17 protein-coding genes are annotated in these 26,083 nt (G+C 57.8%); 9 read left to right on the forward strand and 8 right to left on the reverse strand.

The features are described from left to right. Positions 1–4: 4 nt before the first annotated feature. The 5 genes from bcsZ (at position 5) to QQF33_RS04335 (ending at position 9,868) form a co-directional block, all read left to right on the forward strand. A complete protein-coding gene (gene bcsZ / locus QQF33_RS04315; RefSeq protein WP_285157467.1) occupies positions 5–1,111 on the forward strand; it encodes a cellulose synthase complex periplasmic endoglucanase BcsZ in 1,107 nt (368 codons plus the stop codon). Then, complete coding sequence (bcsC, locus tag QQF33_RS04320) at positions 1,093–4,581, forward strand: cellulose synthase complex outer membrane protein BcsC (protein ID WP_285157432.1); 3,489 nt, start codon at positions 1,093–1,095, stop codon at positions 4,579–4,581. Before bcsZ ends, bcsC begins: the two co-directional genes overlap by 19 nt. A gap of 119 nt (positions 4,582–4,700) precedes the next feature. After that, complete coding sequence (hmsP, locus tag QQF33_RS04325; RefSeq protein WP_285157433.1) at positions 4,701–6,707, forward strand: biofilm formation regulator HmsP; 2,007 nt, start codon at positions 4,701–4,703, stop codon at positions 6,705–6,707. Between the two features lie 159 nt (positions 6,708–6,866). Continuing rightward, a complete protein-coding gene (gene dctA, locus QQF33_RS04330) occupies positions 6,867–8,153 on the forward strand; it encodes a C4-dicarboxylate transporter DctC (protein WP_282492847.1) in 1,287 nt (428 codons plus the stop codon). A 224-nt stretch (positions 8,154–8,377) separates the two neighbouring features. Beyond that, a complete protein-coding gene (locus QQF33_RS04335; RefSeq protein ID WP_285146079.1) occupies positions 8,378–9,868 on the forward strand; it encodes a M16 family metallopeptidase in 1,491 nt (496 codons plus the stop codon). A gap of 768 nt (positions 9,869–10,636) precedes the next feature. Here the strand turns inward: QQF33_RS04335 and kdgK are convergent. Then, positions 10,637–11,566 (reverse strand): 2-dehydro-3-deoxygluconokinase, encoded by a 930-nt coding sequence (gene kdgK, locus QQF33_RS04340; protein WP_285157434.1) that lies wholly within the window; start codon positions 11,564–11,566, stop codon positions 10,637–10,639. Positions 11,567–11,798: 232 nt separating this feature from the next. Between kdgK and pdeH the strand changes: the two genes are divergently transcribed. Both pdeH and QQF33_RS04350 read left to right on the forward strand, forming a co-directional pair. Beyond that, positions 11,799–12,572 (forward strand): cyclic-guanylate-specific phosphodiesterase, encoded by a 774-nt coding sequence (pdeH, locus tag QQF33_RS04345; RefSeq protein ID WP_285157435.1) that lies wholly within the window; start codon positions 11,799–11,801, stop codon positions 12,570–12,572. Positions 12,573–12,638: 66 nt separating this feature from the next. Further along, positions 12,639–14,702: an AsmA family protein gene (locus QQF33_RS04350; protein WP_285157436.1), complete on the forward strand. Its 2,064-nt coding sequence runs from the start codon at positions 12,639–12,641 to the stop codon at positions 14,700–14,702. Between the two features lie 98 nt (positions 14,703–14,800). On the opposite strand, the gene QQF33_RS04355 is transcribed toward QQF33_RS04350, so the two are convergent. From QQF33_RS04355 to QQF33_RS04365, 3 genes are all read right to left on the reverse strand, one after another. Then, positions 14,801–16,123 carry an MFS transporter gene (locus QQF33_RS04355; protein ID WP_285146083.1) on the reverse strand — a complete coding sequence of 441 codons (1,323 nt, stop codon included), beginning with the start codon at positions 16,121–16,123 and terminating at the stop codon, positions 14,801–14,803. 274 nt (positions 16,124–16,397) lie between these two features. After that, positions 16,398–17,423, reverse strand: a complete 1,026-nt coding sequence (yhjD, locus tag QQF33_RS04360) for an inner membrane protein YhjD (protein WP_282492853.1) — start codon at positions 17,421–17,423, stop codon at positions 16,398–16,400. 52 nt (positions 17,424–17,475) lie between these two features. Further along, positions 17,476–18,375, reverse strand: coding sequence for a LysR family transcriptional regulator (locus QQF33_RS04365; RefSeq protein ID WP_285157437.1), 900 nt, complete (start codon positions 18,373–18,375; stop codon positions 17,476–17,478). A gap of 119 nt (positions 18,376–18,494) precedes the next feature. Between QQF33_RS04365 and QQF33_RS04370 the strand changes: the two genes are divergently transcribed. Beyond that, complete coding sequence (locus tag QQF33_RS04370; RefSeq protein ID WP_285146085.1) at positions 18,495–19,253, forward strand: SDR family NAD(P)-dependent oxidoreductase; 759 nt, start codon at positions 18,495–18,497, stop codon at positions 19,251–19,253. Positions 19,254–19,257: 4 nt separating this feature from the next. Here the strand turns inward: QQF33_RS04370 and QQF33_RS04375 are convergent, their stop codons facing one another. Further along, the gene (locus QQF33_RS04375) at positions 19,258–19,797 is read right to left on the reverse strand and encodes a GNAT family N-acetyltransferase (RefSeq protein ID WP_285157438.1); all 540 of its coding nucleotides are present in this window, start codon (positions 19,795–19,797) and stop codon (positions 19,258–19,260) included. A gap of 147 nt (positions 19,798–19,944) precedes the next feature. Here QQF33_RS04375 and QQF33_RS04380 point away from each other — a divergent pair, with 147 nt between their 5' ends. Next, the gene (locus QQF33_RS04380; protein ID WP_285157439.1) at positions 19,945–21,540 is read left to right on the forward strand and encodes an STY4199 family HEPN domain-containing protein; all 1,596 of its coding nucleotides are present in this window, start codon (positions 19,945–19,947) and stop codon (positions 21,538–21,540) included. A 179-nt stretch (positions 21,541–21,719) separates the two neighbouring features. On the opposite strand, the gene QQF33_RS04385 is transcribed toward QQF33_RS04380, so the two are convergent. The 3 genes from QQF33_RS04385 to QQF33_RS04395 form a co-directional block, all read right to left on the reverse strand. Beyond that, complete coding sequence (locus tag QQF33_RS04385) at positions 21,720–23,369, reverse strand: alpha,alpha-trehalase (protein WP_282492858.1); 1,650 nt, start codon at positions 23,367–23,369, stop codon at positions 21,720–21,722. A gap of 278 nt (positions 23,370–23,647) precedes the next feature. Next, positions 23,648–25,000 carry a glutathione-disulfide reductase gene (gorA, locus tag QQF33_RS04390; protein WP_282492860.1) on the reverse strand — a complete coding sequence of 451 codons (1,353 nt, stop codon included), beginning with the start codon at positions 24,998–25,000 and terminating at the stop codon, positions 23,648–23,650. Positions 25,001–25,070: 70 nt separating this feature from the next. Beyond that, positions 25,071–25,913: a 23S rRNA (adenine(2030)-N(6))-methyltransferase RlmJ gene (locus QQF33_RS04395; protein ID WP_202675053.1), complete on the reverse strand. Its 843-nt coding sequence runs from the start codon at positions 25,911–25,913 to the stop codon at positions 25,071–25,073. Between the last annotated feature and the right edge of the window lie 170 nt (positions 25,914–26,083).

Raw genomic sequence — 26,083 nt, forward strand, 5'->3', positions numbered from 1 at the left:
GGTGATGAAAGGGTTTCGCTGGTGCGTAATGGCGATGGTGGTAATGGCGGCGGCGAACGTTCGCGCCGCCTGCACCTGGCCTGCCTGGGATCAGTTTAAAAAGGACTACATCAGCGAGGGCGGGCGCGTCATTGACCCCAGTGACGCGCGCAAAATCAGCACCTCCGAGGGGCAAAGCTACGCGCTGTTCTTTGCCCTCGCGGCGAACGACCGTAAGACCTTTGATCTGCTGCTCGACTGGACGCGCGACAACCTCGCGCAGGGCGATCTGAGCCAGCATCTCCCCGCCTGGCTGTGGGGGCAGAAAGAGAAAGACGCCTGGGCGGTGATCGACAGCAATTCCGCGTCGGATGCCGATATCTGGATCGCCTGGTCGCTGCTGGAAGCGGGGCGTTTATGGAACGCGCCGGACTACACCGCGACCGGGAAAGCGCTGCTCAAACGCATTGCCCGCGAAGAGGTGGTCAAAGTGCCGGGTCTGGGGCTGATGCTGCTGCCCGGTAAAATCGGCTTTGCCGAAGAGACCTCCTGGCGCTTCAACCCGAGCTATCTCCCGCCCCAGCTGGCGAACTATTTCACCCGCTATGGCGCACCCTGGACCACGCTTCGCGAAACCAATTTGCGACTGCTGCTGGAAACCGCGCCAAAGGGCTTTTCACCCGACTGGGTGCAGTATCAAAAAAATAAGGGCTGGCAGCTGAAGCCAGAAAAAACGTTTATCGGCAGCTACGATGCGATTCGCGTCTATCTCTGGGCGGGCATGTTGCACGACCGGGATCCGCAGAAAACGCGGCTGCTGGCACGTTTTAAACCCATGACGACGATGACAACAAAAAAAGGCGTTCCGCCGGAGAAGGTCGATGTCGCCAGCGGTAAAACCACGGGCGATGGCCCGGTCGGTTTCTCCGCCTCACTGCTGCCGTTTTTACAAGACCGCGACGCACAAGCGGTGCAACGCCAGCGTGTTGCCGACCATTTTCCCGGTAATGACGCCTATTACAGCTACGTACTGACCCTGTTTGGACAAGGATGGGATCAGCATCGTTTTCGTTTCACCGCAAAGGGTGAGTTACACCCTGACTGGGGCCAGGAATGCGCAAGTTCTCATTAAGTTTACTCAGTTTATCGCTCGGCTTAACGCTGATGCCGCTGGCGCAGGCCGCCAACTCCCCGCAGCAACAACAGCTGCTGGAGCAGGTGCGTCTGGGCGAATCGACCCACCGCGAAGATCTGGTTCGCCAGTCGCTGTATCGCCTTGAGTTGATCGACCCCAATAACCCGGACGTCATCGCCGCGCGTTTCCGCTACCTGCTGCGACAGGGCGATAACGCCGGAGCGCAGAAAGAGTTAGACCGGCTGAAAGGACTTGCCCCGACCTCCGGCGCCTATAAATCATCGCGCAACGCCATGACGCTCTCCACGCCGGAAGGGCGTCAGGAGCTGCAGCAGGCGCGTCTGCTGGCGACCACCGGCCATACCCAGGAGGCGATTGACGCCTACGACAAACTGTTCGCCGGGAATCCTCCCGACGCCACTCTCGCGACAGAATACTGGTCCGTGGTGGCGAAAAGCCCGGCTCGCCGCAACGAAGCCATTGACCATCTCAGACGCATCAACGCCACTAACCCTGGCAATACGGATCTGCAGAACACGCTGGCGCAGCTGCTGTTCCAGAGCGGACGCCGCGACGAAGGCTTTGCCGTGCTTGAGCAGATGGCGAAATCCAACGCCGGACGCGATGCTGCTTCCAGTCTCTGGTATCAGCAAATCAAAGACCTGCCGGTCAGTTCCGGCAGCGTAAAAGCGCTTCAGGACTATCTGCAGGTGTTCAGCGCGGGCGATAACGTCACCGCTGCACGCTCCCAGCTTGAAGCCCAGCAAAAACAGCTGGCCGATCCAGCTTTCCGTGCCAAAGCCGAAGGGCTGGCCGCCGTAGAGGCGGGACAGGGCGGAAAAGCGGTGTCGGAACTCCAGCAGGCGGTCAGCGCCAATCACGCCGACAGCGAAGCCGTGGGCGCGCTGGGGCAAGCCTATTCTCAGCGCGGGGATCGTGCCCGCGCCGTTGCCCAGTTTGAAAAAGCGATCGCCCTCGACCCGCAGAGCGACAACCGCGGCAAATGGGACAGCCTGCTGAAAGTGAACCGCTACTGGCTGCTGATCCAGCAGGGGGACGCGGCGCTGAAAGCCAACAACGTCCCGCAGGCGGAACGCTATTATCAGCAGGCGCGGAATATCGACAACACCGACAGCTATGCGGTGCTGGGCCTCGGCGATGCCGCCGTGGCGCGCAAAGATAACACCGCCGCCGAGCGCTTCTATCGTCAGGCTCTGCGGATGGACAGCGGGAACAGCAATGCGGTGCGCGGGCTGGCGAATATCTACCGCGCCGAATCGCCGGAAAAAGCCGATCAGTTCATCCGCTCGCTCTCCAACAGCCAGCGTCGCAGCATCGATGATATCGAACGCAGCCTGACCAACGACCGGCTCTCAGCCCAGGCGGAACAGCTGGAAAACGAGGGCAAATTTGCCCAGGCGGCAGAGATTCAGCGCCGCCGTCTGGCGCTTTCGCCGGGCGATGTGTGGATCACCTACCGCCTGTCGCGGGATCTCTACAGCGCCGGACAGCGCAGCCAGGCAGACACCCTGATGCGCCAGCTGGCCAGCCAAAAACCGAACGATCCGGAGCAGGTATACGCCTACGGGTTATACCTCTCTGGTAATAATCAGGACCGCGCCGCGCTCGCCCATCTGAACACCCTCCCGCGCGAGAAGTGGAGCGGCAACATTCAGGAGCTGGCCGACCGTCTGCAAAGCGATCAGGTGCTGGAAACCGCCAACCGCCTGCGCGACAGCGGCCAGGAGCGCGAGGCGGAAACCCTGCTGCGTCAGCAGCCGCCTTCCACGCGCATCGAATTAACGCTGGCCGACTGGGCGCAGCAGCGCGGGGATAACGCCTCGGCCAAAGCGGCGTACAACAGCGTGCTGCAACGCGAAGCGCAAAACGAAGACGCGCTGCTGGGCCTCGCGGAAGTGTATATCGCGGAAGGCAACAAGGACGCGGCCCGCGCTGAACTGGCGAAACTGCCCGCCGGGCAGAACGGCGAAGCGCCGTCGATCAACATGCAGCGCCGCGTGGCGCGAGTGCAGTCCGATCTCGGCGATACGGCTGCCGCGCAGCAGACCTTCAACAAAATCATTCCGCAGGCCAAATCTCAGCCACCGTCGATGGAAAGTGCGCTGGTCCTGCGCGATGCGGCCAACTTCCAGGCCCAGAGCGGCCAGCCGAAGCAGGCGCTGGAAACCTACAAAGATGCAATGGTCGCCTCTGGCGTCACCACCACGCGCCCTGAAGATAACGACAGCTTTACCCGTCTGACGCGCAATGACGAAAAAGACGACTGGCTGAAACGCGGCGTGCGCAGCGACGCGGCGGATCTGTATAAACAGCAGGACGTGAACGTCACCCTGCAGCATGATTACTGGGGCTCCAGCGGCACGGGCGGTTACTCCGACCTGAAAGCGCACACCACCATGCTGCACGTGGACGCACCGCTGTCGGACGGACGGATGTTCTTCCGTACCGACATGGTGAATATGGATGTTGGGACCTTTAGCCAAAAAAGCGACGGTACCTATTCCCCGCATTTCGGGACTTGCTATGACGTTCCATGCGTGGGCGGCGATCGCAGTCAATCTGATAGCGGCGCAAGCGTCGCGGTGGGTTGGGAAAATGACACCTGGGCGATGGATATTGGCACAACGCCAATGGGCTTTGACGTCGTCGATGTTGTCGGCGGGTTAAGCTACAGCAATGATTTGGGGCCCATCGGTTATACGCTGAATGTGCATCGTCGGCCGATCTCAAGTTCCTTACTGGCTTTCGGTGGGCAAAAAGATCCTAACAGCAACACGGGCGAAACCTGGGGCGGCGTCAGAGCTAATGGTGGGGTAGTCAGCGCGAGTTACGATAAAGGTGAAGCCAACGGCGTTTGGGCGAGTCTGGGGGCGGATACGCTGGAAGGCAAAAATGTTGAGGATAACTGGCGCGTGCGCTGGATGACGGGCTATTACTACAAGCTTATCAATGAAAATAACCGACGGGTGACGGTCGGCCTCAACAACATGATTTGGCACTACGACAAGGACTTGAGCAACTACACCCTTGGACAGGGCGGTTACTACAGCCCTCAGGAATATCTCTCGTTCTCCGTACCTGTTTTGTGGCGTCAGCGCACTGAGAACTGGTCGTGGGAACTGGGGGGCTCGGTGTCGTGGTCACATTCCCGTACCAAAACTATGCCACGCTACCCGCTGCTGAACCTTATCCCTGCGGATTACCGCGAGAAGGCGAGTGAGCAGACGGAGTCAGGGAGCAGCAGCCAGGGCACCGGTTACACCGCTCGTGCCATCATCGAACGTCGCGTCACCTCAAACTGGTTTGTCGGTATGGGCGTCGATATTCAGCAGGCGAAAGATTACACCCCGAGCCATGCGCTGCTTTACGTGCGCTACTCGGCAGAGGGCTGGCAGGGCGATATGGACTTGCCTCCGCAGCCGTTAACCCCTTACGCGGACTGGTAACCGGATTTATCTTTAATCCACTTCTTAGTCTCTCTTAAAATCGTCGCAATCGGGTATACTCCTCCGGGAATAGGGTAACGTTTTGTTACCCTATGCTTCGGGTTTTGTGGAGAGTCAATTTGCGTGTCAGCCGTTCTTTAACTATCAAACAAATGGCGATGGTTTCTGCCGTCACTATGGTGTTTGTATTCGTCTTTTGCGTCATTTTGCTGTTTCATTCCGTACAGCAGAATCGCTACAACACGGCTTCGCAACTGGAAAGTATTGCCCGATCGGTCCGTGAACCGCTCTCTGCGGCCATTCTCAAAGGGGATATCCCCGACGCAGAAACCATCATCAAGCGCATTCAGCCTGCGGGGATAGTCAGCCGCGCGGACGTGGTGTTACCGAATCAATTCCAGGCGTTGCGGATGAGCTTTATTCCCGAACGTCCGGTGCCGATGATGATCATGCGCCTGTTTGAACTGCCGGTGCAGATCTCGCTCCCGCTTTACTCCCTCGAACGCCCGGCCAACCCGCAGCCGCTGGCCTATCTGGTGCTGCAGGCCGACGCCTATCGCATGCACAAGTTTGTTATGAGCTGGATCTCAACGTTAGTAACTACTTACTTACTTTTGACGCTGATCCTCACCGTGGCCCTGACCTGGTGTATCAACCGCTTGATTGTCCATCCGCTGCGTAAAATCGCCCGCGAGCTGGACAGCCTTGCCCCGCAGGACCAGGTCGGGCACCAGCTGGCACTCCCGCGTCTGCACCACGATGATGAGATCGGCATGCTGGTGCGCAGCTACAACATCAATCAGCAGCGCCTGCTGCGTCAGCATGATGAGCTGAACAGCAATGCGACCCGCTTCCCGGTCTCGGACCTGCCGAACAAAGCCTTCCTGATGGCGCTGCTGGAGCAGACCGTCGCGCGCCAGCAGACCACCGCGCTGATGGCCGTCGCCTGTGAAACCCTGCAGGACACGGCGGGCGTGCTGAAAGAGAGTCAGCGCGAGATGCTGCTCTTAACGCTGGTGGAGAAGATTAAATCGGTGCTGGCGCCGCGCATGATCCTCACCCAGGTAAGCGGCTACGACTTTGTTATTCTGGCTCACGGCGTGAAAGAGCCGTGGCACGCCATCACATTAGGTCAGCAAGTACTCACTGTCATTAATGAGCGGTTGCCGATTCAGGGCATCCAGCTGCGCCCGAGCGCCAGTATCGGTCTGGCGATGTATTACGGCGATCTGACGGCGGAGCAACTCTATCGCCGCGCCTTCTCGGCGGCGTTCACCGCCCGCCGCAAAGGCAAAAACCAGATCCAGTTCTTCGAGCCGGAGCAGATGGAAAAGGCGCAGCAGCGCCTGACGGAAGAGAGCGATATTCTCACCGCGCTGGATAACGACCACTTTGCGATCTGGCTCCAGCCGCAGGTCAACCTTGCGACGGGCGAAGTGACCAGCGCGGAAGCGCTGCTGCGCGTCAAGCAGGCGGACGGTACCTGGGAGCTGCCTGAGGGGCTTATCGAGCGCATTGAGTCCTGCGGCCTGATGGTGACCGTTGGCTACTGGGTGCTGGAAGAGTCGTGCCGCCAGCTGTCGGCCTGGCAGGAGCGCGGGATCAACATGCCGCTGTCGGTGAATCTCTCGGCGCTACAGCTGATGCACCCGACGATGGTTTCGGAGATGCTGGAACTGATCAACCGCTACCGTATCAAGCCGGACACCCTGATTCTGGAAGTCACCGAGAGCCGTCGCATCGACGACCCGAACGAGGCGGTGGCGATCCTCAAACCGCTGCGTAACGCCGGGATCCGCATCGCGCTGGATGATTTCGGCATGGGTTACGCCGGTCTGCGTCAGCTCCAGCACATGAAAACGCTGCCGGTGGACGTGCTGAAAATCGACAAGACCTTTGTCGACGGGCTGCCGGATGACAGCAGCATGGTGGAAGCCATTATCCAGATGGCGCGCAGCCTGAATCTGCACGTGATTGCCGAAGGCGTCGAGACCGAAGCCCAGCGCGACTGGCTGGCGAAAGCGGGCGTCGAAAGCGGTCAGGGATTCCTGTTTGCCAAAGCCGTTCCGGCGGAAGAGTTCGAAAAACGTTACTTCAGTGACGACAATCCCCCCGCAAAAGTCTAACTTTGTTGCTGGCTTGTACGAGTCAGCACACAGTTTTTAACATTCATGTTTCATATTTGATCTAAGTTCATTTCTGTCATGTTTTACGGGTGTTATTTTAAAGCCGCAGGTAAGTCTTACCCATAAAAATCCTGTGGTTTTTCTTCCCAAGGACACCCTATGAAAACCTCTCTCTTTAAAAGCCTTTACTTTCAGGTCCTGACAGCGATTGCCATCGGTATTCTGCTTGGCCATTTCTACCCTGAACTGGGCGCTCAAATGAAACCGCTTGGCGATGCCTTCGTTAAGCTCATCAAAATGATCATCGCGCCCGTTATCTTCTGTACCGTGGTGACCGGTATCGCTGGCATGGAAAGCATGAAGGCGGTAGGCCGGACTGGTGCGGTGGCGCTGCTGTACTTTGAAGTGGTCAGTACCCTTGCGCTGATTATCGGCCTGATTATCGTGAACGTGGTGCAGCCGGGCGCGGGGATGAACGTCGATCCTTCCACGCTGGATGCGAAAGCCGTCGCCGTTTACGCCGAACAGGCAAAAGACCAGGGCATCGTCGCCTTCCTGCTGGATGTCATTCCCGGCAGCGTGATTGGCGCCTTCGCCAGCGGGAATATCCTGCAGGTGCTGCTCTTCGCCGTGCTGTTTGGCTTTGCCCTGCATCGTCTGGGCAGCAAAGGGCAGCTGATTTTCAACGTCATTGAGAGCTTCTCGCAGGTGATTTTCGGCATCATCAATATGATCATGCGCCTGGCACCCATCGGTGCGTTCGGGGCGATGGCCTTTACCATCGGTAAATATGGCGTCGGCACCCTGGTGCAGCTCGGCCAGCTGATCATCTGCTTCTATATCACCTGTATTCTGTTTGTGGTCGTGGTGCTGGGCAGTATTGCGCGCGCGACGGGCTTCAGCATTTTCAAATTCATTCGCTACATACGCGAAGAGCTGCTGATTGTGCTGGGGACCTCGTCCTCCGAATCGGCGCTGCCGCGCATGCTCGATAAGATGGAAAAGCTGGGCTGCCGTAAATCGGTGGTGGGGCTGGTCATTCCGACCGGGTACTCGTTTAACCTCGACGGGACGTCGATCTACCTGACGATGGCCGCGGTGTTTATCGCTCAGGCGACCAACAGCCACATGGATATCTTCCATCAGATAACCTTGCTGGTGGTGCTCCTGCTCTCCTCGAAAGGGGCGGCGGGCGTAACAGGTAGCGGGTTCATCGTGCTGGCGGCGACCATTTCCGCAGTTGGGCATCTGCCGGTGGCGGGCCTGGCGTTGATCCTCGGTATTGACCGCTTTATGTCCGAAGCCCGCGCCCTGACTAACCTGATCGGTAACGGTGTGGCGACGGTTGTGGTGGCGAAATGGGTCAAAGAGCTCGACCACAAAAAACTCGACGACACGCTCAATAATCGCGTCACCGAGAGCAAATCCCACGGTTTATCCTCTTAAATTCGATACTTATGCCCGCTCACCCTTGTCGGGGAGCGGGCTCCTGCGCATAATAACTGCTCATACCTGTCATACTTCGACAAGATTTTTTTCGGGTATATTTCACTTCACGCCGTGACGTTTAGCCGAACACGCGGTCTAATCGAAGTGTTTGAACGTTATCTTCAGAGTGCTCAATGTAGTGAGACACTCTTTTTAACCAGGAATGTTGATCAGGGGTTTACATGCAGGGCACAAAAATTCGACTCTTAACCGGCGGTTTGCTGATGATGGCAGCAGCCAGTTATGTGCAGGCAGATACACTCCAGCCCGACCCAGCCTGGCAGCAGGGCACACTGGCGAATGGGTTTCAGTGGCAGGTGTTAGCCACGCCGCAACGTCCCAGCGATCGCATTGAGATCCGCCTGTCGGTGAATACCGGTTCACTGACCGAAAACACGCAGCAGAGCGGGCTTAGCCATTTTATTCCTCGACTGGCGCTGACCCAAAGCGGCAGTTTGCAAGCAGTACAGGTGCGTTCACTGTGGCAGCAGGGCATCGACCCGAAACGTCCACTTCCACCTGCGGTCGTCTCCTACGACTACACCATGTTTAACCTCAGCCTGCCAAACAATCGTAACGACCTCCTGAAAGAAGCCCTCACGTGGCTGGGCGATACCGCCGGTAAAGTGGCGATCACCCCAGATACGGTCAACTATGCGCTGAGCAACAGCGACATGGTGGCGACCTGGCCTGCTGATACCAAAGACGGCTGGTGGCGCTATCGCCTGAAAGGGTCATCTTTGCTGGGGCACGATCCGGCAGAGCCTATCAAACAGCCGGTCGACATTGAGCAGGTCAAATCCTTCTATCAAAAATGGTACACCCCGGATGCAATGACGCTGATTGTGGTCGGCAACGTCGATAGCCGCGCGGTGATCGAGCAGATTGGCAAAACCTTCGGCGAGCTGAAAGGCAAACGCGAAGTGCCAGCGCCTGTTTCAACACTCGCACCGCTGCGTGCGGAGCCGGTCAGCATCATGACCGACACCGTGCGTCAGGATCGCCTGGCCCTGATGTGGGACACTCCATGGCAACCGATTCGCGAGTCCGCGGCGCTGCTGCGCTACTGGCGTGCAGATCTCGCGCGTGAAGCGCTGTTCTGGCACGTTCAGCAAACGCTCAGCAAAAATAATGCGAAGGATATCGGCATTGGTTTCGACTGCCGCGTGCTGTTCCAGCGCGCCCAGTGCGCCATCAACGTGGAATCGCCGAACGATAAGCTGAACGCCAATCTCGGCGTGGTCGCTAAAGAGCTGGCGAAAGTGCGTAAAGAGGGTCTGGGCGAAGAAGAGTTCAACGCCCTGGTCGCGCAGAAGAATCTGGAGCTGCAAAAACTGTTCGCGACTTACGCCCGCACTGACACGGATATCCTGATCAGCCAGCGCATTCGCTCCCTGCAAAATCAGGTGGTGGATATCGCGCCGGAGCAGTACCAGAAGCTGCGTCAGGACTTCCTGAACAGCCTGACCGTCGAGATGATTAATCAGGACCTGCGCCAGCAGCTGTCGCAGGATATGGCTCTGGTGCTGCTGCAGCCGAAAGGCGAGCCGGAATACAACGTGAAAGATCTGCAGGCGACCTGGGACAGCATCATGACGCAGGAAGAGCGCACCGCGCAGCCAGCGGCGGATGATTTACACCCGGACGCGACGGATATTCCGCAGGCGCAGTAATGTCAGTGTGTGCGGGCTGATGCCCTCACCCCGACCCTCTCCCACGGGAGAGGGAGAAAACATTAAAAAGGGCGACCGATGGTCTAATGCCAGTCAGTTAAGCAAAATAATGAATTTAAATTCATTATTTTGCTTGCCCAAGACCTTTATGGCATCAGTGGAATCGTTCCGTTCACTTTCGTTCCTCTGCTTCCGGTCCATCACTCTGCGGTGAACGTGCCAGGGTGGCTCAATCGCCACCACCCTGGCAACCCCGGCTCCCGGCAAAGAAAATCGCCGCTTCGCGGTGCCCTCAGCTTATTCCTTGCGGCTTTCGGGTCGGGCGCGATCCTGCATCCATGCAGGTCGCACCCTCTCGGCGCTTCCCTGCGCCTCGACCCGGCCTCCAGGAAACGCTTCGGCGATTTTCAGCCGGACTCACGATCCCTCAACCTTCACAGCCGTCTGAATGTGGCACCGGTGTTGGCCCCCGCAGAAATCGGCGAACCGGAGACCAGATGACAAGGGCTGGACGCCATGGATGGCGGCCAGAGGCGAAACGAGACAGGGATGTCGAGTCGAGCCGACCGCAGGCAGATGGTCGGGAGGTGAGCGCAGTGCGAAGCACCGATTTCATGGCGGGGCGCGGGGATTGACAAGGGGGCCGCGCAGCCCCCTTGTCACGTTCACAGGTTGTGACGCGATTATATTCTGCTGAACATAAGGTGAACGGAACAACCTCAGATGCTTAACTGACCAGCATTAGACCGATGGTCGCCCTTTTGCATTTTATTCCGGCATCGCCTCGCGCGGAATAATCGCCCCGCGGTACTGAATCACCGTACTCGCCGTCAGATGCCCGCGTTTTGCGGCCTCGGCGGCCGTACCGCCCGTCAGGCGCACCGCCAGATACCCGGCGCTGAACGAATCGCCCGCCGCCGTGGTATCCACCACTTTTTCTTTCGCCAGTTTCACCGCCGGGACGTCCACCACGGCTTCACCCGCAACTGAAACCAGGCAGGAGTCTGCTCCGCGCTTGATCACCACTTCAGACACACCGGCCTGATGCGTGCGGGCGATCACCTCGTCGACCGGTTTCTCGCCCCACAGGGCATCTTCGTCATCCAGCGTTAAGAACGCGATATCGGTGCAGCTCAGCATCTGCTGATAAACCTGCTGCGTCTCTTCGCGGCTCGCCCACAGGCGCGGACGGTAGTTGTTGTCGAAAATCACTTTCCCGCCGTTGGCGCGGCATTCGTGCAGCAGGGAGAGCAGTTTTTCGCGGCTTGACGGGCTTAAGATCGCAAGGCTAATCCCGCTCAGGTAGAGATAATCAAAGGTCGCCAGCTCTTCGCAGATCGCCGCAGAGTCGTCGCTCTCCAGCCAGAATTTCGCCGCCGCTTCGTTACGCCAGTAGTAGAACGTGCGCTCACCGGTGCTGTCGGTTTCGATGTAATACAGCCCCGGCAGACGGTTTTCCATACGCTGAATCAGCGACGTCCCGACGTTTTCACTCTGCCAGGCTTCCAGCATCTGCTGGCTAAAGCTGTCGGTACCCAGCGCGGTCACATAGTTAACCGTCAGCGCGTCTGGCGCGACCTGGCGGGCAATGTACACCGAAGTATTCAACGTATCGCCACCAAAACCGCGGCTAACGTCCGCCCCTTTTTGTGACAGCTCAATCATGCATTCGCCAATCACGGCAATTTTTTTAGACATAGTCGTGAACCTGAACAGATAAATTAAAGTAAGTGTGCGCTGTGGGGATTTTATGGTCAACTATATTAAAACGACGTTCCAAATTTTTTTTTGAGCCAGCGCGCGTTCCGGACAGATTCTGTCATCTTAATTTCATTTTCCCCGCCAACTGAACATAAAGTTCTCACTTCCCGGGCCGATAACCCTTTGACGAGTCCAGACACGTCATCTTTTTCTCAACAGGACATCTGAAATGAAGTCAGAGCAGGTTATCCAGCGGCTAAGCACCACTCCGGAAGCAAGTATTGAAAGCTTGCAGGAGCATCGCTATTGGCTGCAATGTGAGCGTGCTTATACTTATCAGCCCATTTACCGTACTGACGGCAGGCTGATGGCGATTGAGATTTTGACCGTCGTGACCCATCCGTCGAATCCCACGCAGCGTATCGCACCGGACCGTTACTTTGCCGAAGTGAGCGTGCGCCAGCGTCTGGATGTGCTGGAAGAGCAGCTCGAAATGCTAGGCACAAAGCAGGACTTTTTCGCTCGCCACGACATTCTGGCGTCGGTGAACGTCGACGGCCCTACGCTTATCGCCCTGCGCCAGAACCCGAAGCTGCAAAAACTGGTCGCCTCGCTGCCGTGGATGCGCTTTGAGCTGGTGGAGCACGTGCGCCTGCCGCAGGACTCTTCGTTCGCCTCGATGTGCGAGTTTGGCCCGCTGTGGCTGGATGATTTTGGCACTGGCATGGCGAACTTCTCCGCGCTCAGCGAAGTGCGTTACGACTACATCAAGGTGGCGCGTGACCTGTTCATCATGCTGCGCCAGACGTCGGAAGGCCGTAACCTGTTCACGCTGCTGCTCCAGCTGATGAATCGCTACTGCCAGGGCGTGATCGTCGAAGGTGTCGAAACCCTCGAAGAGTGGCGCGATGTGCAAAACTCACCGGCGGCGGCGGCACAGGGCTATTTCCTCTCCCGTCCGGTGCCAATGGACACGCTCGATAAGGTCATTATCACGCTGTAACCCCTGCTGTTTGCCGCTGCCTGAACTATATTCATGAAAGGCAAGGTAATAAAAAAGGGGATAACAATGACCAAAACCACCAGGATCGTTGCCTGGGTAGCAGGGATCTTCTTGTTGTTGATTGTGGTCGCGATCATCATCATTGCGACGTTCGACTGGAACCGCCTCAAACCGACCATCAACCAGAAAGTCTCCACCGAACTGAACCGGCCCTTCGCCATTCGCGGCGATCTCGGCGTGGTCTGGGAGCGTCAGAAAGACGAAACCGGCTGGCGCAGCTGGGTGCCCTGGCCGCACGTGCATGCCAACGATATTATTCTCGGCAACCCCCCTGATATTCCTGATGTGACGATGGTCCATCTCCCGCGCGTGGAAGCGACGCTGGCCCCGCTCGCGCTGCTGACCAAAACCGTCTATCTCCCGTGGCTCAAACTGCAACAGCCCGATGCGCGGCTGATTCGCCTGTCAGAGAAGAACAATAACTGGACCTTTAATCTCGCCAGCAGCGGTGAAGAGAAAGATCCCAACGCGCCGCCGTCGGCCTGGTCCTTCCGTCTGGATAATATTCTCTTTGATCGCGGGCGGATCGCCATCGACGACAAAGTCAGCAAAGCGGATATCGAGATCCTGGTCGATCCGCTCGGCAAACCGCTGCCGTTCAGCGAAGTCACCGGCACCAAAGGAAAAGACGATAAAACCCGCGTCGGCGATTACGTTTTTGGCCTGAAGGCGAAAGGGCGTTACAACGATCAGCCGTTGACCGGGACAGGCAAAATCGGCGGCGTGCTGGCGTTGCGCAGCGAAGGCACGCCGTTCCCGGTGCAGGCGGATTTCCGCTCGGGTAACACCCGCGTGGCCTTTGTCGGCACGGTGAACGATCCGATGAAAATGGGCGGCGTGGATCTGCAGCTCAAATTCTCCGGCGATTCGCTGGGCGAGCTGTATGACTTAACCGGCGTGCTGCTCCCGGATACGCCGCCGTTTGAGACGGACGGGCATCTGGTCGCCAAAATCGATACCGAAAAATCGTCGGTCTTTGATTACCGTAATTTCAATGGCCGCATCGGCGATAGCGATATTCACGGCTCGCTCGCCTACACCACCGGCAAGCCGCGTCCGAAGCTGGAAGGGGATGTGGAATCTCGCCAGCTGCGCCTCGCCGATCTCGGCCCGCTGATTGGCGTCGATTCGGGGAAAGGTGCGCAGCAGTCCAAACGTTCCGAACAGAAGAAAGGCGAGAAAGACATTCAGCCGTCGGACAAAGTGCTGCCGTACGATCGCTTTGAAACCGACAAGTGGGACGTGATGGACGCCGACGTGCGCTTCAAGGGGCGTAAAATCGAGCACGGCAGCACCTTGCCGATCAGCGACCTCTCGACTCATATCATCCTGAAAAACGCCGACCTGCGCCTGCAGCCGCTGAAATTTGGCCTGGCGGGCGGGACGATTTCCTCCAACATTCACCTCGAAGGCGATAAAAAGCCGATGCAGGGGCGGGCCGATATTCAGGCGCGCAGGCTGAAGCTGAAAGAGCTGATGCCGAACGTCGAACTGATGCAGAAAACCCTCGGTGAGATGAACGGCGACGCGGATATTCGCGGGGTCGGGAACTCGGTGGCGGCGCTGCTCGGCAGCAGCAACGGGAATCTCAAACTGCTGATGAACGACGGGCTGGTGAGTCGCAACCTGATGGAAATTCTCGGGCTGAACGTCGGTAACTTCATCATCGGGCAGATTTTTGGTGATGACGAAGTGCGGGTGAACTGCGCGGCGGCGAACCTCGACCTGGTCAACGGCGTGGCGCGTCCGCAGATTTTTGCCTTCGATACGGAGAATGCGGTGATTAACGTGACGGGGACGGCGAGCATGGCCTCGGAGCAGCTGGATTTGACCATCGATCCGGAGAGTAAGGGGTTCCGCATTATCACCCTGCGCTCACCGCTGTATGTACGCGGCTCGTTCAAGAATCCGCAGGCGGGTGTGAAAGCGGGGCCGTTGATTGCGCGCGGCGCCGTGGCCGCCGCGCTGGCAACGCTGGTGACGCCAGCGGCAGCCTTGTTGGCATTGATTTCACCGTCGGAAGGGGATGCGAATCAGTGCCGGACGATTTTGTCGCAGATGAAGAAGTAATTGTTGTGCGGTTTGCTGCCCGGTGGCGCTTCGCTTACAGGGCCTACGATCAGGTTTTGTAGGCCGGGTAAGGCGTAGCCGCCACCCGGCAAAACCCATCACAACGACTGATGCTTCGTCTCATGCGTCAACAACAACGCAATCAGCGTCAACCCTGCCATCGCTGCCAGATACACGCCCACATAGAACAGACCATAATTCGCCTGTAACCAGGTGGCGATATACGGCGCCACAGACGCACCCAGAATCGACGACACGTTATAGGAGAACGACGCCCCGGTATAACGCACTTCCGTCGGGAACAGCTCCGGCAGCAGCGCCCCCATCGGGCCAAAGGTCAGGCCCATCAGGCTTAAACCAATCAACAGGTACGCCATCACCAGCGCCGGACTGCCGGAACCCAGCAGCGGCGGGAAGACGAACAGCGCGAACAGAATAATCAGCGACGTAATCACGATCATGCTTGAGCGACGGCCAAATCGGTCGGCCAGCAGCCCGGCAATCGGCACCATCACGCCAAACCCAATCACCGCCATCATCAGCATCCACAGCACTTCGTTACGCGGCAGACCCAAACCCACAGGCGCGGCGGCGGTGCTGAAGGTCATGGAGTAGACCGTCATAATATAAAACAGCGTGTAGGTCGCCAGCATGATGAAGGTGCCGAGCACGGTCACGCGAAGATGTTTGGTCAGCAGCGTGCCGAGTGGGATTTTCACCTGCTTCTTCGCCGCCGCCACTTTGGCGAACACCGGGGTTTCATGCAGGGAAACGCGGACATACAGGCCGATCAGCACCAGCACTGCCGAGAAGATAAACGGAATACGCCAGCCCCAGCTCATGAACTGCTCGTCGGTCAGGAGCCAGGAGAGCAGCAGGAAGGTGCCGTTGGCGAAGAAGAAGCCAATCGGCGCGCCCAGCTGCGGGAAAGAGCCGTACAGCGCGCGTTTACGCGGTGGCGCATTCTCTGTCGCCAGCAGCGCCGCGCCGCCCCATTCACCGCCAAGGCCCAGGCCCTGACCAAAACGCGCCAGCGCCAGCAGCACCGGCGCCAGAATACCGATGGTTTCGTAGGTCGGCAGCAGGCCGATCGCCACGGTGGAAATCCCCATCGTCAGCAGCGACGCCACCAGAGTGACTTTGCGCCCGACGCGATCGCCAAAGTGACCGAACACCGCTGAACCAATCGGACGGGCAATAAAGGCGATGGCGAAGGTGGCCAGCGACTGAAGCGTTGCCGCCGTCGGGTCGCCCTGCGGGAAGAAGATATGCGGAAAGACGATGACCGCGGCGGTGGCGTAAATGTAGAAATCGAAGAATTCGATGGCGGTGCCAATCAGTGAGGCAACGACGACTTTATTACGCGAGTTGACCGGCGTGCTTTCCGGTTCTGAATCGAGAGTTGTGGCGGTGGCTTGCATAAAATTTTCTTATTGTTTGGTCTGACGAAAGGCCATATTACGCATAGCAAAAGCGACATTTCAATCTGTAACAGGGGCGTGAAGCGGCGAGAAAAGCAGCAAAAAGCGGATAATCTTCAGCCTGACGAAAACCCTTCCATGAAATGCTTCACAGAATTTAAATATCAGTCGATAAAACTGGTTTTTGGTTAAATAAAAGTTACAGGCTGGATTTATATGCTGAAATGCTGAATCGGGCTGAAATTTTGCATTCTTATTCAGCCCGATAAGGGGTTTAACGGTGGGTTTTGCCCGGCATGCGCGGGTCGTCTTTGTACTCGGCGGTGGCGATCCAGGCGGCGCAGAACAGCGTCAGGCGGGCGAAGAAGTAGAAGAACGCCATCAGGCCCAGCACCGAGCCGAACGCCGCGCCGGACGGGGATTTCACCAGCGACGGCAGGGTGTAGGTCATCACGATCTTAATCACTTCAAAGCCGATGGCGGCGATAAAGGTCCCGCGGATCAGCGCTTTCTTGCGCGGGCGGTGGCGCGGTAAACGCCAGAAAATCCAGAAGAACAGCAGGTAGTTGGCGAAGATTGAAATCGCCAGACCAATCAGCCGCCAGGCGGGTTTCAGCCACTCGATGTAATCCAGATACAGCGCCGAGATGATCATCTGCTGCGCAGAGCCGGCCACGGACGTGATCGACAGCGTTACCACCAGGGCGACCAGCAGGCCAATCAGCGACACGAAGTCGCGGAAATACTTAATCCAGATCTTCTCCTGGTCCTGCGGCGTGCGCTCCCAGACGTCGCGCGACTGGGCGCGAATCGCCTCGCGCAGGTTCCCCATCCAGTTAATCCCGGAGTAGAGGGCAATCAACAGCCCGACAATCCCTACGGTGGTACGCTGCTGCACGGCGGTGTTGATGGTGCTTTTGAGCGTGGCGGCCAGCGTCGGGTCGCTGACGTTAATCAGGATCTTGTTGAAAATGTCCTGTAACAGCGTCGGGTGCGAGGCGAGGACAAAACCCGCCGCGGCAAAGGACACCATCATAATCGGGATCATCGACAGGAAGGAGAAGTAGGTGATGGCCGCTCCAAACTGGTTGCCCATACGGTCGTTAAAGCGTTCTGCGGCGCGGATCAGGTGCGCAATCATCGGGCGGCGCTGAATCTTCTGCGCCGTTCCGGTGACGGTTTCCAGCGCTTTGGTGGCCTTGCTGGATGAGGGATTTTTTTCCGGCTCTGCTTCCATCTTCTTGATGGGGTCGTACTCCAGTTCCTGAGTGGGTCGTTGCGGGTTGTTTTCCGGCGTCACGCGCATTTTCCTTTTTTCGTTTGGCGGGAATTTACTGAATTATAGACTGCGACTAGTCAACGTAGGCTTTCATTATCGTCGTTAGCCACTCCATGAACAGATGAACGCGGCGCGAAAGGTTGCGCCGATGCGGGTAAATCAGGGAAACCGGCATCGGTTCGGCGCGGTATTGCGGCAGGATCTCGACCATTTTTTTGGCCTTGATCGCCTCACGCACGCCCACGCGCGGAACCTGAATAATCCCAAGCCCAGCCAGGCACGCCGCGTGATAGGTTTCGGTGCTGTTGACCGTCAAAATGCCGCCGGTTTTCACCCACTGGGTGGTATCGCCGTTATAAAACTCGAACCCCTGCGGACGCGTGCCCAGATTCAGGGCGTAGTGAATCACCGCGTGAGAGGCCAGATCGTCCAGATTCTCCGGGTAGCCAAAACGCGCCAGATAATCAGGGCTGACGCAGTTGATGATCGACAGTTTGCCGAGCGAGCGGGCGATTAACCCCGAATCCTTCAGCGTGCCGACGCGCACCACGCAGTCGAACCCTTCGCGTATCACATCGACCATCCGGTCGCTGCTGCTCAGTTCCAGCTCAATGCCGGGGTACTGCTGCAAAAAGGTGGGCAGTTTCGGGATGACTAAATTTCGCGCAACGCCAACGGGCATGTCGACGCGCAATCGTCCGCTGATGCTGGTGGGATCGTGCTGGAAAAGACCGTCCAGTTCGTCGAGGTTGGCCAGCAGATCTTTTGCCCGCTCGTAGTAGACCATCCCGTCCTGCGTGAGGCTGACGCGGCGCGTCGTGCGGTGTAACAGCTGGGTGCCGAGCAGGTTTTCCAGCGCCTGAATCTGGCGCGATACGCTACCTTTAGGAAGTCCTGACGTGTCCGCGGCGCGAGAAAAACTCTCCATTTCCGCCACGCGGATGAAGAGCTGCATTGCGTGAATTTTATCCATAGGCTGCGCTCATTATTGTTGTCAGTGAAACAGTGAAGCGTTTTCTGCCATCTTTATTGATTTTCTATCACCTAATAAGCTCTTACTCAATCGCCATATCAAACGAAACGAGGTTTATCATGAGTGAACGTATTGCATTAGTGACAGGTGGCAGCCGCGGCTTAGGTAAAAACGCAGCGCTGAAGCTGGCGGCGAAGGGAACCCACATCATCCTGACCTACAACAGCAGCCAGAAAGAAGCGCAGGAAGTGGTGCGCGAAATTGAATTAAAAGGGGTGAAAGCGGTGGCATTGCAGCTGAACGTCGGGGATACCTCAGCCTTCGAACGTTTTGCCGCTGAAGTGCTCTCCCAGCTTAAGCATGTCTGGCAGCGTGACACCTTCGATTATTTATTGAACAACGCTGGTACGGGTTTATACGCGCCCTTTGCGGAGACCAGCGAAGCGCAGTTTGACGACGCGATGAACGTCCATTTCAAAGGCCCGTTCTTCCTGACCCAACGCCTGTTGCCGCTGATCAAAGACGGCGGGCGCATCCTCAACGTCTCCAGCGGACTGGCGCGTTTTGCTCAGCCGGGCTCCAGTACCTACGCGGCGATGAAAGGGGCGATGGAAGTGCTGACCCGCTATCAGGCCAAAGAGTTAGGCGCGCGTAAAATCACCGCCAATATCATCGCGCCGGGCGCGATTGAGACCGATTTTGGCGGCGGACGGGTGCGCGATAATGCGCAGATTAATCAGATGGTGGCGTCGAATACGGCCCTTGGGCGCGTCGGACTGCCGGATGACATCGGTGACGCCATCGCGGCCCTGCTGAGCGACGAACTGGGCTGGATGAATGCCCAGCGCATCGAAGTGTCCGGCGGGATGTTCCTGTAAGTTCTTAACGGCTTTCAGGCTGATATTCATGCTTTAACAGGCTGAAAATCCAGTCGTTATGCCAGCTATCCGCCAGCCAGTAGTTTTCCCGCAACTCGCCTTCCAGCACAAAGCCTGCTTTCTCCAGCAGGCCGCGGGAGGCGGCGTTGCCCACCGTCACCGTGGCGGTCAGACGGCGAATTCCCCCCTCGTTAAACGCGTAATCACACACGGCGCGTAACGACTCATATCCGTAGCCTTTCCCCTGAGATTCCGCCGCGAAAATAAAGCCCACTTCCGCGCAGTCATTTTCTCTGTGAATATAACCGGTAGCCCCCAGCGGGGTCTGGGTGGCAGTGTCACGCACAATCAGACACAGCCAATGTGCGCTGCCAGGTTCCCACGGTTGTAGACGAGGTTCGAATGCCTCCCGAATGACGGCAATTGGCCGCTTATCGGCGATAAATCGCATCACATCGGGGTGTTGTTGCAGCGACAGGTAAAACGGCCAGTCCTGTTCCTGTACAGGCGAGCAGGTCAGGCGTGAAGTAGTGAGTACCGGCATTCGTTTTCTCCCATAACTATTTTCAATGATTATAGAGCTGTCACTTTATTTCTCCATAATCTCAGTTATGGTTTAACAGCACAGAAATAAAAGAAAAAATTGCCTTTAAGGCCAGCTTAATCAGCTTTGTAGTACTTAAGGAAAATGATGACATCGGGTACATCGCACCATATCGGCGAGCAGTTTGAACATTGTATTGGCATTATTCGTCATGCATCCGTGGAGATCTTACTGCTCCTGGATGTGCACGTCTCTGAGGGGAAAGACCCGCGCTGGTTCCTCGACCAGCTCGATACGGCCCGACTGGCGCTGGGCGGATGGGGACCGGTGGCGAAACGGCTGAATCTGAATGACGCCGAAATGTCCGACTTCACGCTGCAATTACGCCTGTTGCAGCAGCGCGTGCCGAAATATGAAAGCGGCCAGGATGTCAGCCAAAACCAGCTCATCGCTGCGGTGCGTTTCGTCACGGCGCTGGAACATCTTCGTCTGCAGCAGCCCTTGCTGGGCTACAACACCGACCTCGCGCCGGGCAACGAATCCCTGCAACTTCAGGCGCATAAGCAGGTACGCGCGCTCGAACTGATGATTAAATCCTTGATCATGCAGGCGTGGCCCGATCCGGTGCGGCTTAATAATCACCTCAAAACTCTCTTCAACGCCGACCGCGTCCGCCGCTGGCTGAAGAACAGCGAGCGCAACGATGTGCTGAGCGGCATGATGTTCAGCGAAATGGCGCAGATGCTGGTGGATAAGAAAGAGTTCAGCCGCTACTACTCGTCGCTGTTTAATGACCGCTCGAATTTAACGCTGCTGGTGGAGCCGCGTAAAACCCTGCAAACCTTCCTCGATGACATCCGCCAGATCCGCAATATGCTCACCGTGCAGCAGGCGCTGAGCTCGGCGCAAATCCTGCTGCTGGATAACTACTACGCTCAGATTGCCGGGCCGATCCAGCGGGCGTTTGAAGAAGGGCGCACGCGCATCAACCCGACCGGGCTGATGGCGGTCGACGCCGGCGAGCTGCATAACTTCTGGGAAAATGCGCAGAAGATGGACCGTCAGACCGGCGGCGATCTGTTTGAAATTCGCGACAGCATTGAAAAACCGACTCAGCGCGCACCGCGCACCCCCGAGCAGCGCGACCAGCTGATCTCCGGTGCACTGTGGGGTGCGGTGGGGGTGATGGTGCTGGCGATCGTTGCGGGCGGAGTCTGGCTGGTGTTCGGCAGCAGCCCGCCGTCAGCGGCCGCCGCGCCCAACCCCGAGCCGCCGCAGGTGGCGCAAGAGATGCGTGAAGCCCCGTCCTCGCGGGAAAAACTGACGCGTATGGGAGTGACCTGGGATGAGAACAACTTCCGCTCGGCCATCGATCGCAATGATACTCGCGCGACGCTGCTGTTTTTAAAGGGCGGAATGGACTGGAAGATGTCCTGGACCGAGCAGGCGATGTCAGCCGGATACGATGACGTGCTGGAAGTGTTGATGCGCTACCGCCTGCAAATGGTCGAGCAGAAACCCTGTCGTCGCTTTATTGCAACCGTGAGCCATGCGATGGCGAACGGCGAACAGCTGACCTCCATACGCAAGCAATATCTGAAGGCGTTCTGTACGGTACCCGCGGTGGTGCAGCGGCAGAAAAACGAAGCCGATCAGGCGAAGCGCCGAGCCCTGGCGCAGCCGGATGCGAGCACGAAAAAATGGCAATCAATCCAGACCGATATTTATGATGTGATTCGCTAATCTCCACCACCTTGTAGGCCGGGTAAGGCGAAGCCGCCACCCGGCTTTTTTATGCACCGAAGCCAGAAATTGCCCGATGGCGCTGCGCTTATCGGGCCTACGGGTTAGGGCTCAGCCTTTGTAGGCCGGGTAAGGCGCAGCCGCCACCCGGCTTATTTCAGCACCGAAGCCAGAAACCGCTAAGGTTCTCCGTACAGCCCAATCAGCCGTCGCACGACGCCGTTGGTCCAGCCAAAACCATCCTGCAACGGATACTCGCCACCGCCGCCTTCGCGCGGCGTGCCGCTGGCGATATGGTACTTCTCAATCAGCTTGTGGTGCGTTTTGTAGAAGTGGTTCACCGTCTGCAGCCAGCTCCAGGCGATCTCATCTCCCAGCGAGTCATTGCCGTACTGTTTGAACCCCTGAATCGCCATCCACTGTAGCGGCGCCCAGCCGTTCGGTTTGTCCCACTGTTCGCCCGTTTCGTGCTCGGTAGCGAGAATGCCGCCCGGCGTCAGCAGACGGGCTTTCACCGTATCGGCCAGACGGTCGGCCTGTTCGTGAGTCGACATCCCGACGTACAGCGGCACGATGCTGGCAGCAGAGAACAGTCCCATCTCTTCACGACGCCAGTCGTAATCGCGGTAACAGCCGTTTTCGTCGTCCCACAGGAAGCGATTCACGGCGGCGCGGCGGTCGTTGGCTTTCTGGCGGAAGGTGGTTTCGGTCTCTTTATCGCCTTTTGCGCCGGAGATATTGGCGATAGCGCTTTCCAGCTTGAACAGGAACGCGTTCAAATCGATCGGGATAAACTGGGTGGTGCGAATGCTGGCGAGACGCCCGGCATCGCGCAGCCAGCGGGAGGAGTAATCCCAGCCCGACGCCGCGCCCGCGCGCAGATCCCGATAAACTTCATTCGGCGGACGGCCCGAGTGCTTTGCGGTTTCCACATCTTCAATCCACGACTCGTCGCGCGGTGTGTCGCGGTCGTCCCAGTAGCGGTTGAGCAGCGAGCCGTCCGGCATGCGTACCACGTGGCGATAGGCCTGATTCAGCACCAGCGACTCGGCACCGTCCATCCAGAAAGCGTACTCCATCAGCAGGTGGTCGAGATAACGCTTCGCCCCGCGCACGCCGTCCTCTTCAAACAACTCAACCATCAGGGCAAAGACCGGCGGCTGCGAGCGGCTGAGGTAATAGGTACGGTTCCCGTTCGGGATGTGCCCGTAGCGCTCGATCATCCACGCAAAATTGTCGGCCATGCACTTGAGCAGATCGTTGCGCCCGCTCTCCGCCAGCCCCAGCATGGTGAAATAGGAGTCCCAGTAGTAAGTCTCGCTGAAACGCCCGCCGGGCACGATATAGGCCTGCGGCAGCGCCAGCAGGGACGACCACGGAATATGATCCTGCGGCTCGCGCGTCAGCACCGGCCACAGATTATCGATGTGCTCTTTGAGGGACTGGCTCGGGTCGGAGACGTATTCGGTGGTCAACGATTCCGGCATCCAGAAGTGGTTTTCGACAAAGCGCTTCAGGTCGAAATCGCGGTGGCGTCGCACCTTGCGATAGCGAATGAGGATGTCGAGCGGGTCCATCTTCGGCGCACAGTCGGGGAAGGTTTTGCTGTCGGCAAACAGGCGCGTCGACTGGACGTGCTCGAAGAGTTCAAGATAGCGATCGGCCGGGGTGAGCGCGTCAGACGCGGGCAGCCCCTCAATCATTTCGGGTTCCGGTTCCGCCTCGATCATCTCATCCAGTTTCAACTCGCAGGGATCGGTTTCGTAGCGCAGCTCTTCTGCAATCTCGAACTCGACGATATCTGCAGCGTGTAATTTCTGGTTGAACATGGTGGTTAGGACCTCCGGTTTGCGTTGTCACACATACGGGTGTTTCCCGGGCATCTACTAAGCTTAGACACTCGCTTCGGTGTGTGAAGGACGAAGTGTGCGGTAGATCACGTTTTGTGGTTTGGCCTGGTTTGAGCGAACGGGTGGTATCTGCTTGATTCTGCGTTTTTTATTCGACCGGGTAAACGAGAGAGGCGCTGGAGAAATTCGGAGCATTCGTTTTGCAACGATTTATGAATGGTCAAACAAAATGCCCCTCGGGAGAGGGGCATTGGGAATTAACGCATCGTCACAAACTCTTCTGCCGCCGTCGGGTGGATCGCCACGGTATTGTCGAAGTCTTTCTTGGTCGCACCCATTTTCAGCGCTACCGCAAAGCCCTGCAGGATTTCATCCATGCCGAAGCCGATGCCGTGGATCCCGACGATTTTCTCTTCCGGGCCGACGCAAACCAGCTTCATGCGGCACGGCTGGCGATGAGATGTTACCGCGGTGTACATCGCCGTGAAGGACGATTTGTACACTTTCACCTGATCGTCGCCATGCAGCTCGCGCGCCTGCGGTTCGGTTAAACCGACGGTGCCGATTGGCGGGTGGCTGAAGACTACGGTCGGGATGTTGCTGTAATCCAGATGCTCGTCCGGCTTGTTGTTGAACAGACGCTCAGACAGACGACGGCCTGCGGCAACGGCAACTGGCGTCAGCTCAACCGCACCGGTGTTATCACCGACCGCATAAATTCCTGGAACACTGGTGTTCTGGAACTTATCGACTTCGATGTAGCCTTTCGCATTGGTTTTCACGCCGGTGACGGCGAGATTGAAGTTGTCGTTAGCCGGTTCGCGGCCAATCGCCCAGATCAGGCAATCGACGGTCTGGCTGCGGCCATCTTCCAGCTCCAGAGTCAGGCTGCCGTCGGCGTTTTTCACCACCGCTTTTGGTACCGCGTTGGTGTGCAGTTTTGGCCCTTCGGCGTTCATCACTTCGACCAGCGTCTCAACGATCAGCGGATCAAAGCTGCGCAGCGGCGCGTGTTTACGCACGAACAGGTGCGCATCCGCGCCCAGGCCGTTAATCACACCTGCCAGCTCGACAGCGATATAACCCGCACCGACTACCGCCACGCGTTTTGGCAGGGCAGGCAGTTCGAAGAAACCGTCGGAGTCGATACCGTATTCCACGCCCGGAATGTCCGGGTGGCTCGGACGACCGCCGGTGGCGATCAGGATATGATCGGCGGTGATCGTCTCGCCGTTCACTTCGATCGTTTTCGCATCGACGAAGCGCGCAAAGCCGCGGATCACATCGACGTTATTTTTGCCCAGCACGTTGTCATACGAAGTATGGATGCGGTCAATGTAGGCGGTACGGCTGGCAATCAGCTTGTCCCAGTCGAAGTGATTGATGGTGGTGTCGAAGCCGTAATCCGGGCCGTACATATGGATGGCCTCACGGATTTGCGCGGCGTGCCACATCACTTTTTTCGGTACACAACCGACGTTCACGCAGGTGCCGCCCAGCTCTTTGGCTTCGATCAGCGCACATTTCTGGCCGTACATGGCTGCACGGTTAATCGAGGCGATACCGCCGCTGCCGCCGCCAATGGCGATGTAGTCATAATGCTTAGTCATAACTTCTTCCTTAATCGTTGATTGCCGCGATTGTATACCTGGAATCCATAGGTTCCACCGATGACTGCGATTACTCTGGCACGATCCAGCTGACGGTCGCGTGGCCATGACCACTTGGCACCAGGGTTTTGTGCAGCCACGGCAGGACGTTGTTCATCTGCGCTTCGAGTTTCCACGGCGGGTTGATGACGATCATCCCGGAGGCAGTCATGCCGCGCTGATCGCTGTCCGGACGCACCGCCAGCTCGATCTGCATAATTTTGCGGATGCCGGTCGCTTCCAGCTCTTTGATCATGCGCTTGATTTGCGCGCGCAGAACCACCGGATACCACAGGGCGTAGGTCCCGGTGGCGAAGCGTTTGTAGCCTTCGTTGATGCCGGTAACCACCGCCTGATAGTCGGTTTTGATTTCGTACGGCGGGTCGATCAGCACCAGGCCGCGGCGGGAGACCGGCGGCAGTTTGGATTTCAGCTGCTGATAGCCGTCGGCTTTTTCCACGCGTGCGCGGTCATCTTTCTGGAACTCAGAGCGCAGCAGCGGGAAATCGCTCGGGTGCAGTTCGGTCAGCTGAAGGCTGTCCTGCTCGCGCAGCAGCTGGCGTGCAATCAGCGGCGAGCCAGGGTAGTAGCGCAGCTGGCCGCTGCGGTTGAAATGATTCACCACGCCGATGTACGGCTCCAGCTCAGCCGGAAGATCGTCCTGCTGCCAGATGCGGGCGATACCTTCCAGATATTCACCGGTACGCTCCGCGTGCTGGCTGCTGAGCTGATAGCGGCCCGCGCCCGCGTGGGTGTCCAGATAGAGAAATGGCTTATCTTTCTCTTTCAGAGATTCAATAATCAGACTCTGAACGGTGTGTTTGAGGACATCGGCGTGGTTGCCCGCGTGGAAGCTGTGGCGATAACTGAGCATGGGTAAAGGTGTTCCAGTAGAGAATCGTAGGCCCGATAAGCGAAGCGCCATCGGGCGAAAAAAGAGCGTATTGGCACAGTATACAGAAAAGTCCCCGCCGCCGCGAAAGCGCTGCGCCTGGCATTGAAATTCACTACACTTATCCCCATTACAGAGACAATATGCCCAGC

Source organism: Lelliottia wanjuensis (genome assembly GCF_030238365.1).
In the GTDB taxonomy this organism is placed as follows: Bacteria; Pseudomonadota; Gammaproteobacteria; order Enterobacterales; family Enterobacteriaceae; genus Enterobacter; species Enterobacter wanjuensis.

Excerpts from the sequence above, each read along its gene's own strand:
- QQF33_RS04380 (WP_285157439.1), top strand. The coding sequence starts at position 19,945 with ATGACATCGGGTACATCGCACCATATCGGCGAGCAGTTTGAACATTGT.
- QQF33_RS04385 (WP_282492858.1), bottom strand. The coding sequence starts at position 23,369 with ATGTTCAACCAGAAATTACACGCTGCAGATATCGTCGAGTTCGAGATT.
- QQF33_RS04370 (WP_285146085.1), top strand. The coding sequence starts at position 18,495 with ATGAGTGAACGTATTGCATTAGTGACAGGTGGCAGCCGCGGCTTAGGT.
- bcsZ (WP_285157467.1), top strand. The coding sequence starts at position 5 with ATGAAAGGGTTTCGCTGGTGCGTAATGGCGATGGTGGTAATGGCGGCG.
- gorA (WP_282492860.1), bottom strand. The coding sequence starts at position 25,000 with ATGACTAAGCATTATGACTACATCGCCATTGGCGGCGGCAGCGGCGGT.
- dctA (WP_282492847.1), top strand. The coding sequence starts at position 6,867 with ATGAAAACCTCTCTCTTTAAAAGCCTTTACTTTCAGGTCCTGACAGCG.
- QQF33_RS04350 (WP_285157436.1), top strand. The coding sequence starts at position 12,639 with ATGACCAAAACCACCAGGATCGTTGCCTGGGTAGCAGGGATCTTCTTG.
- kdgK (WP_285157434.1), bottom strand. The coding sequence starts at position 11,566 with ATGTCTAAAAAAATTGCCGTGATTGGCGAATGCATGATTGAGCTGTCA.
- QQF33_RS04335 (WP_285146079.1), top strand. The coding sequence starts at position 8,378 with ATGCAGGGCACAAAAATTCGACTCTTAACCGGCGGTTTGCTGATGATG.
- QQF33_RS04355 (WP_285146083.1), bottom strand. The coding sequence starts at position 16,123 with ATGCAAGCCACCGCCACAACTCTCGATTCAGAACCGGAAAGCACGCCG.
- QQF33_RS04365 (WP_285157437.1), bottom strand. The coding sequence starts at position 18,375 with ATGGATAAAATTCACGCAATGCAGCTCTTCATCCGCGTGGCGGAAATG.
- QQF33_RS04375 (WP_285157438.1), bottom strand. The coding sequence starts at position 19,797 with ATGCCGGTACTCACTACTTCACGCCTGACCTGCTCGCCTGTACAGGAA.
- QQF33_RS04395 (WP_202675053.1), bottom strand. The coding sequence starts at position 25,913 with ATGCTCAGTTATCGCCACAGCTTCCACGCGGGCAACCACGCCGATGTC.
- pdeH (WP_285157435.1), top strand. The coding sequence starts at position 11,799 with ATGAAGTCAGAGCAGGTTATCCAGCGGCTAAGCACCACTCCGGAAGCA.
- bcsC (WP_285157432.1), top strand. The coding sequence starts at position 1,093 with ATGCGCAAGTTCTCATTAAGTTTACTCAGTTTATCGCTCGGCTTAACG.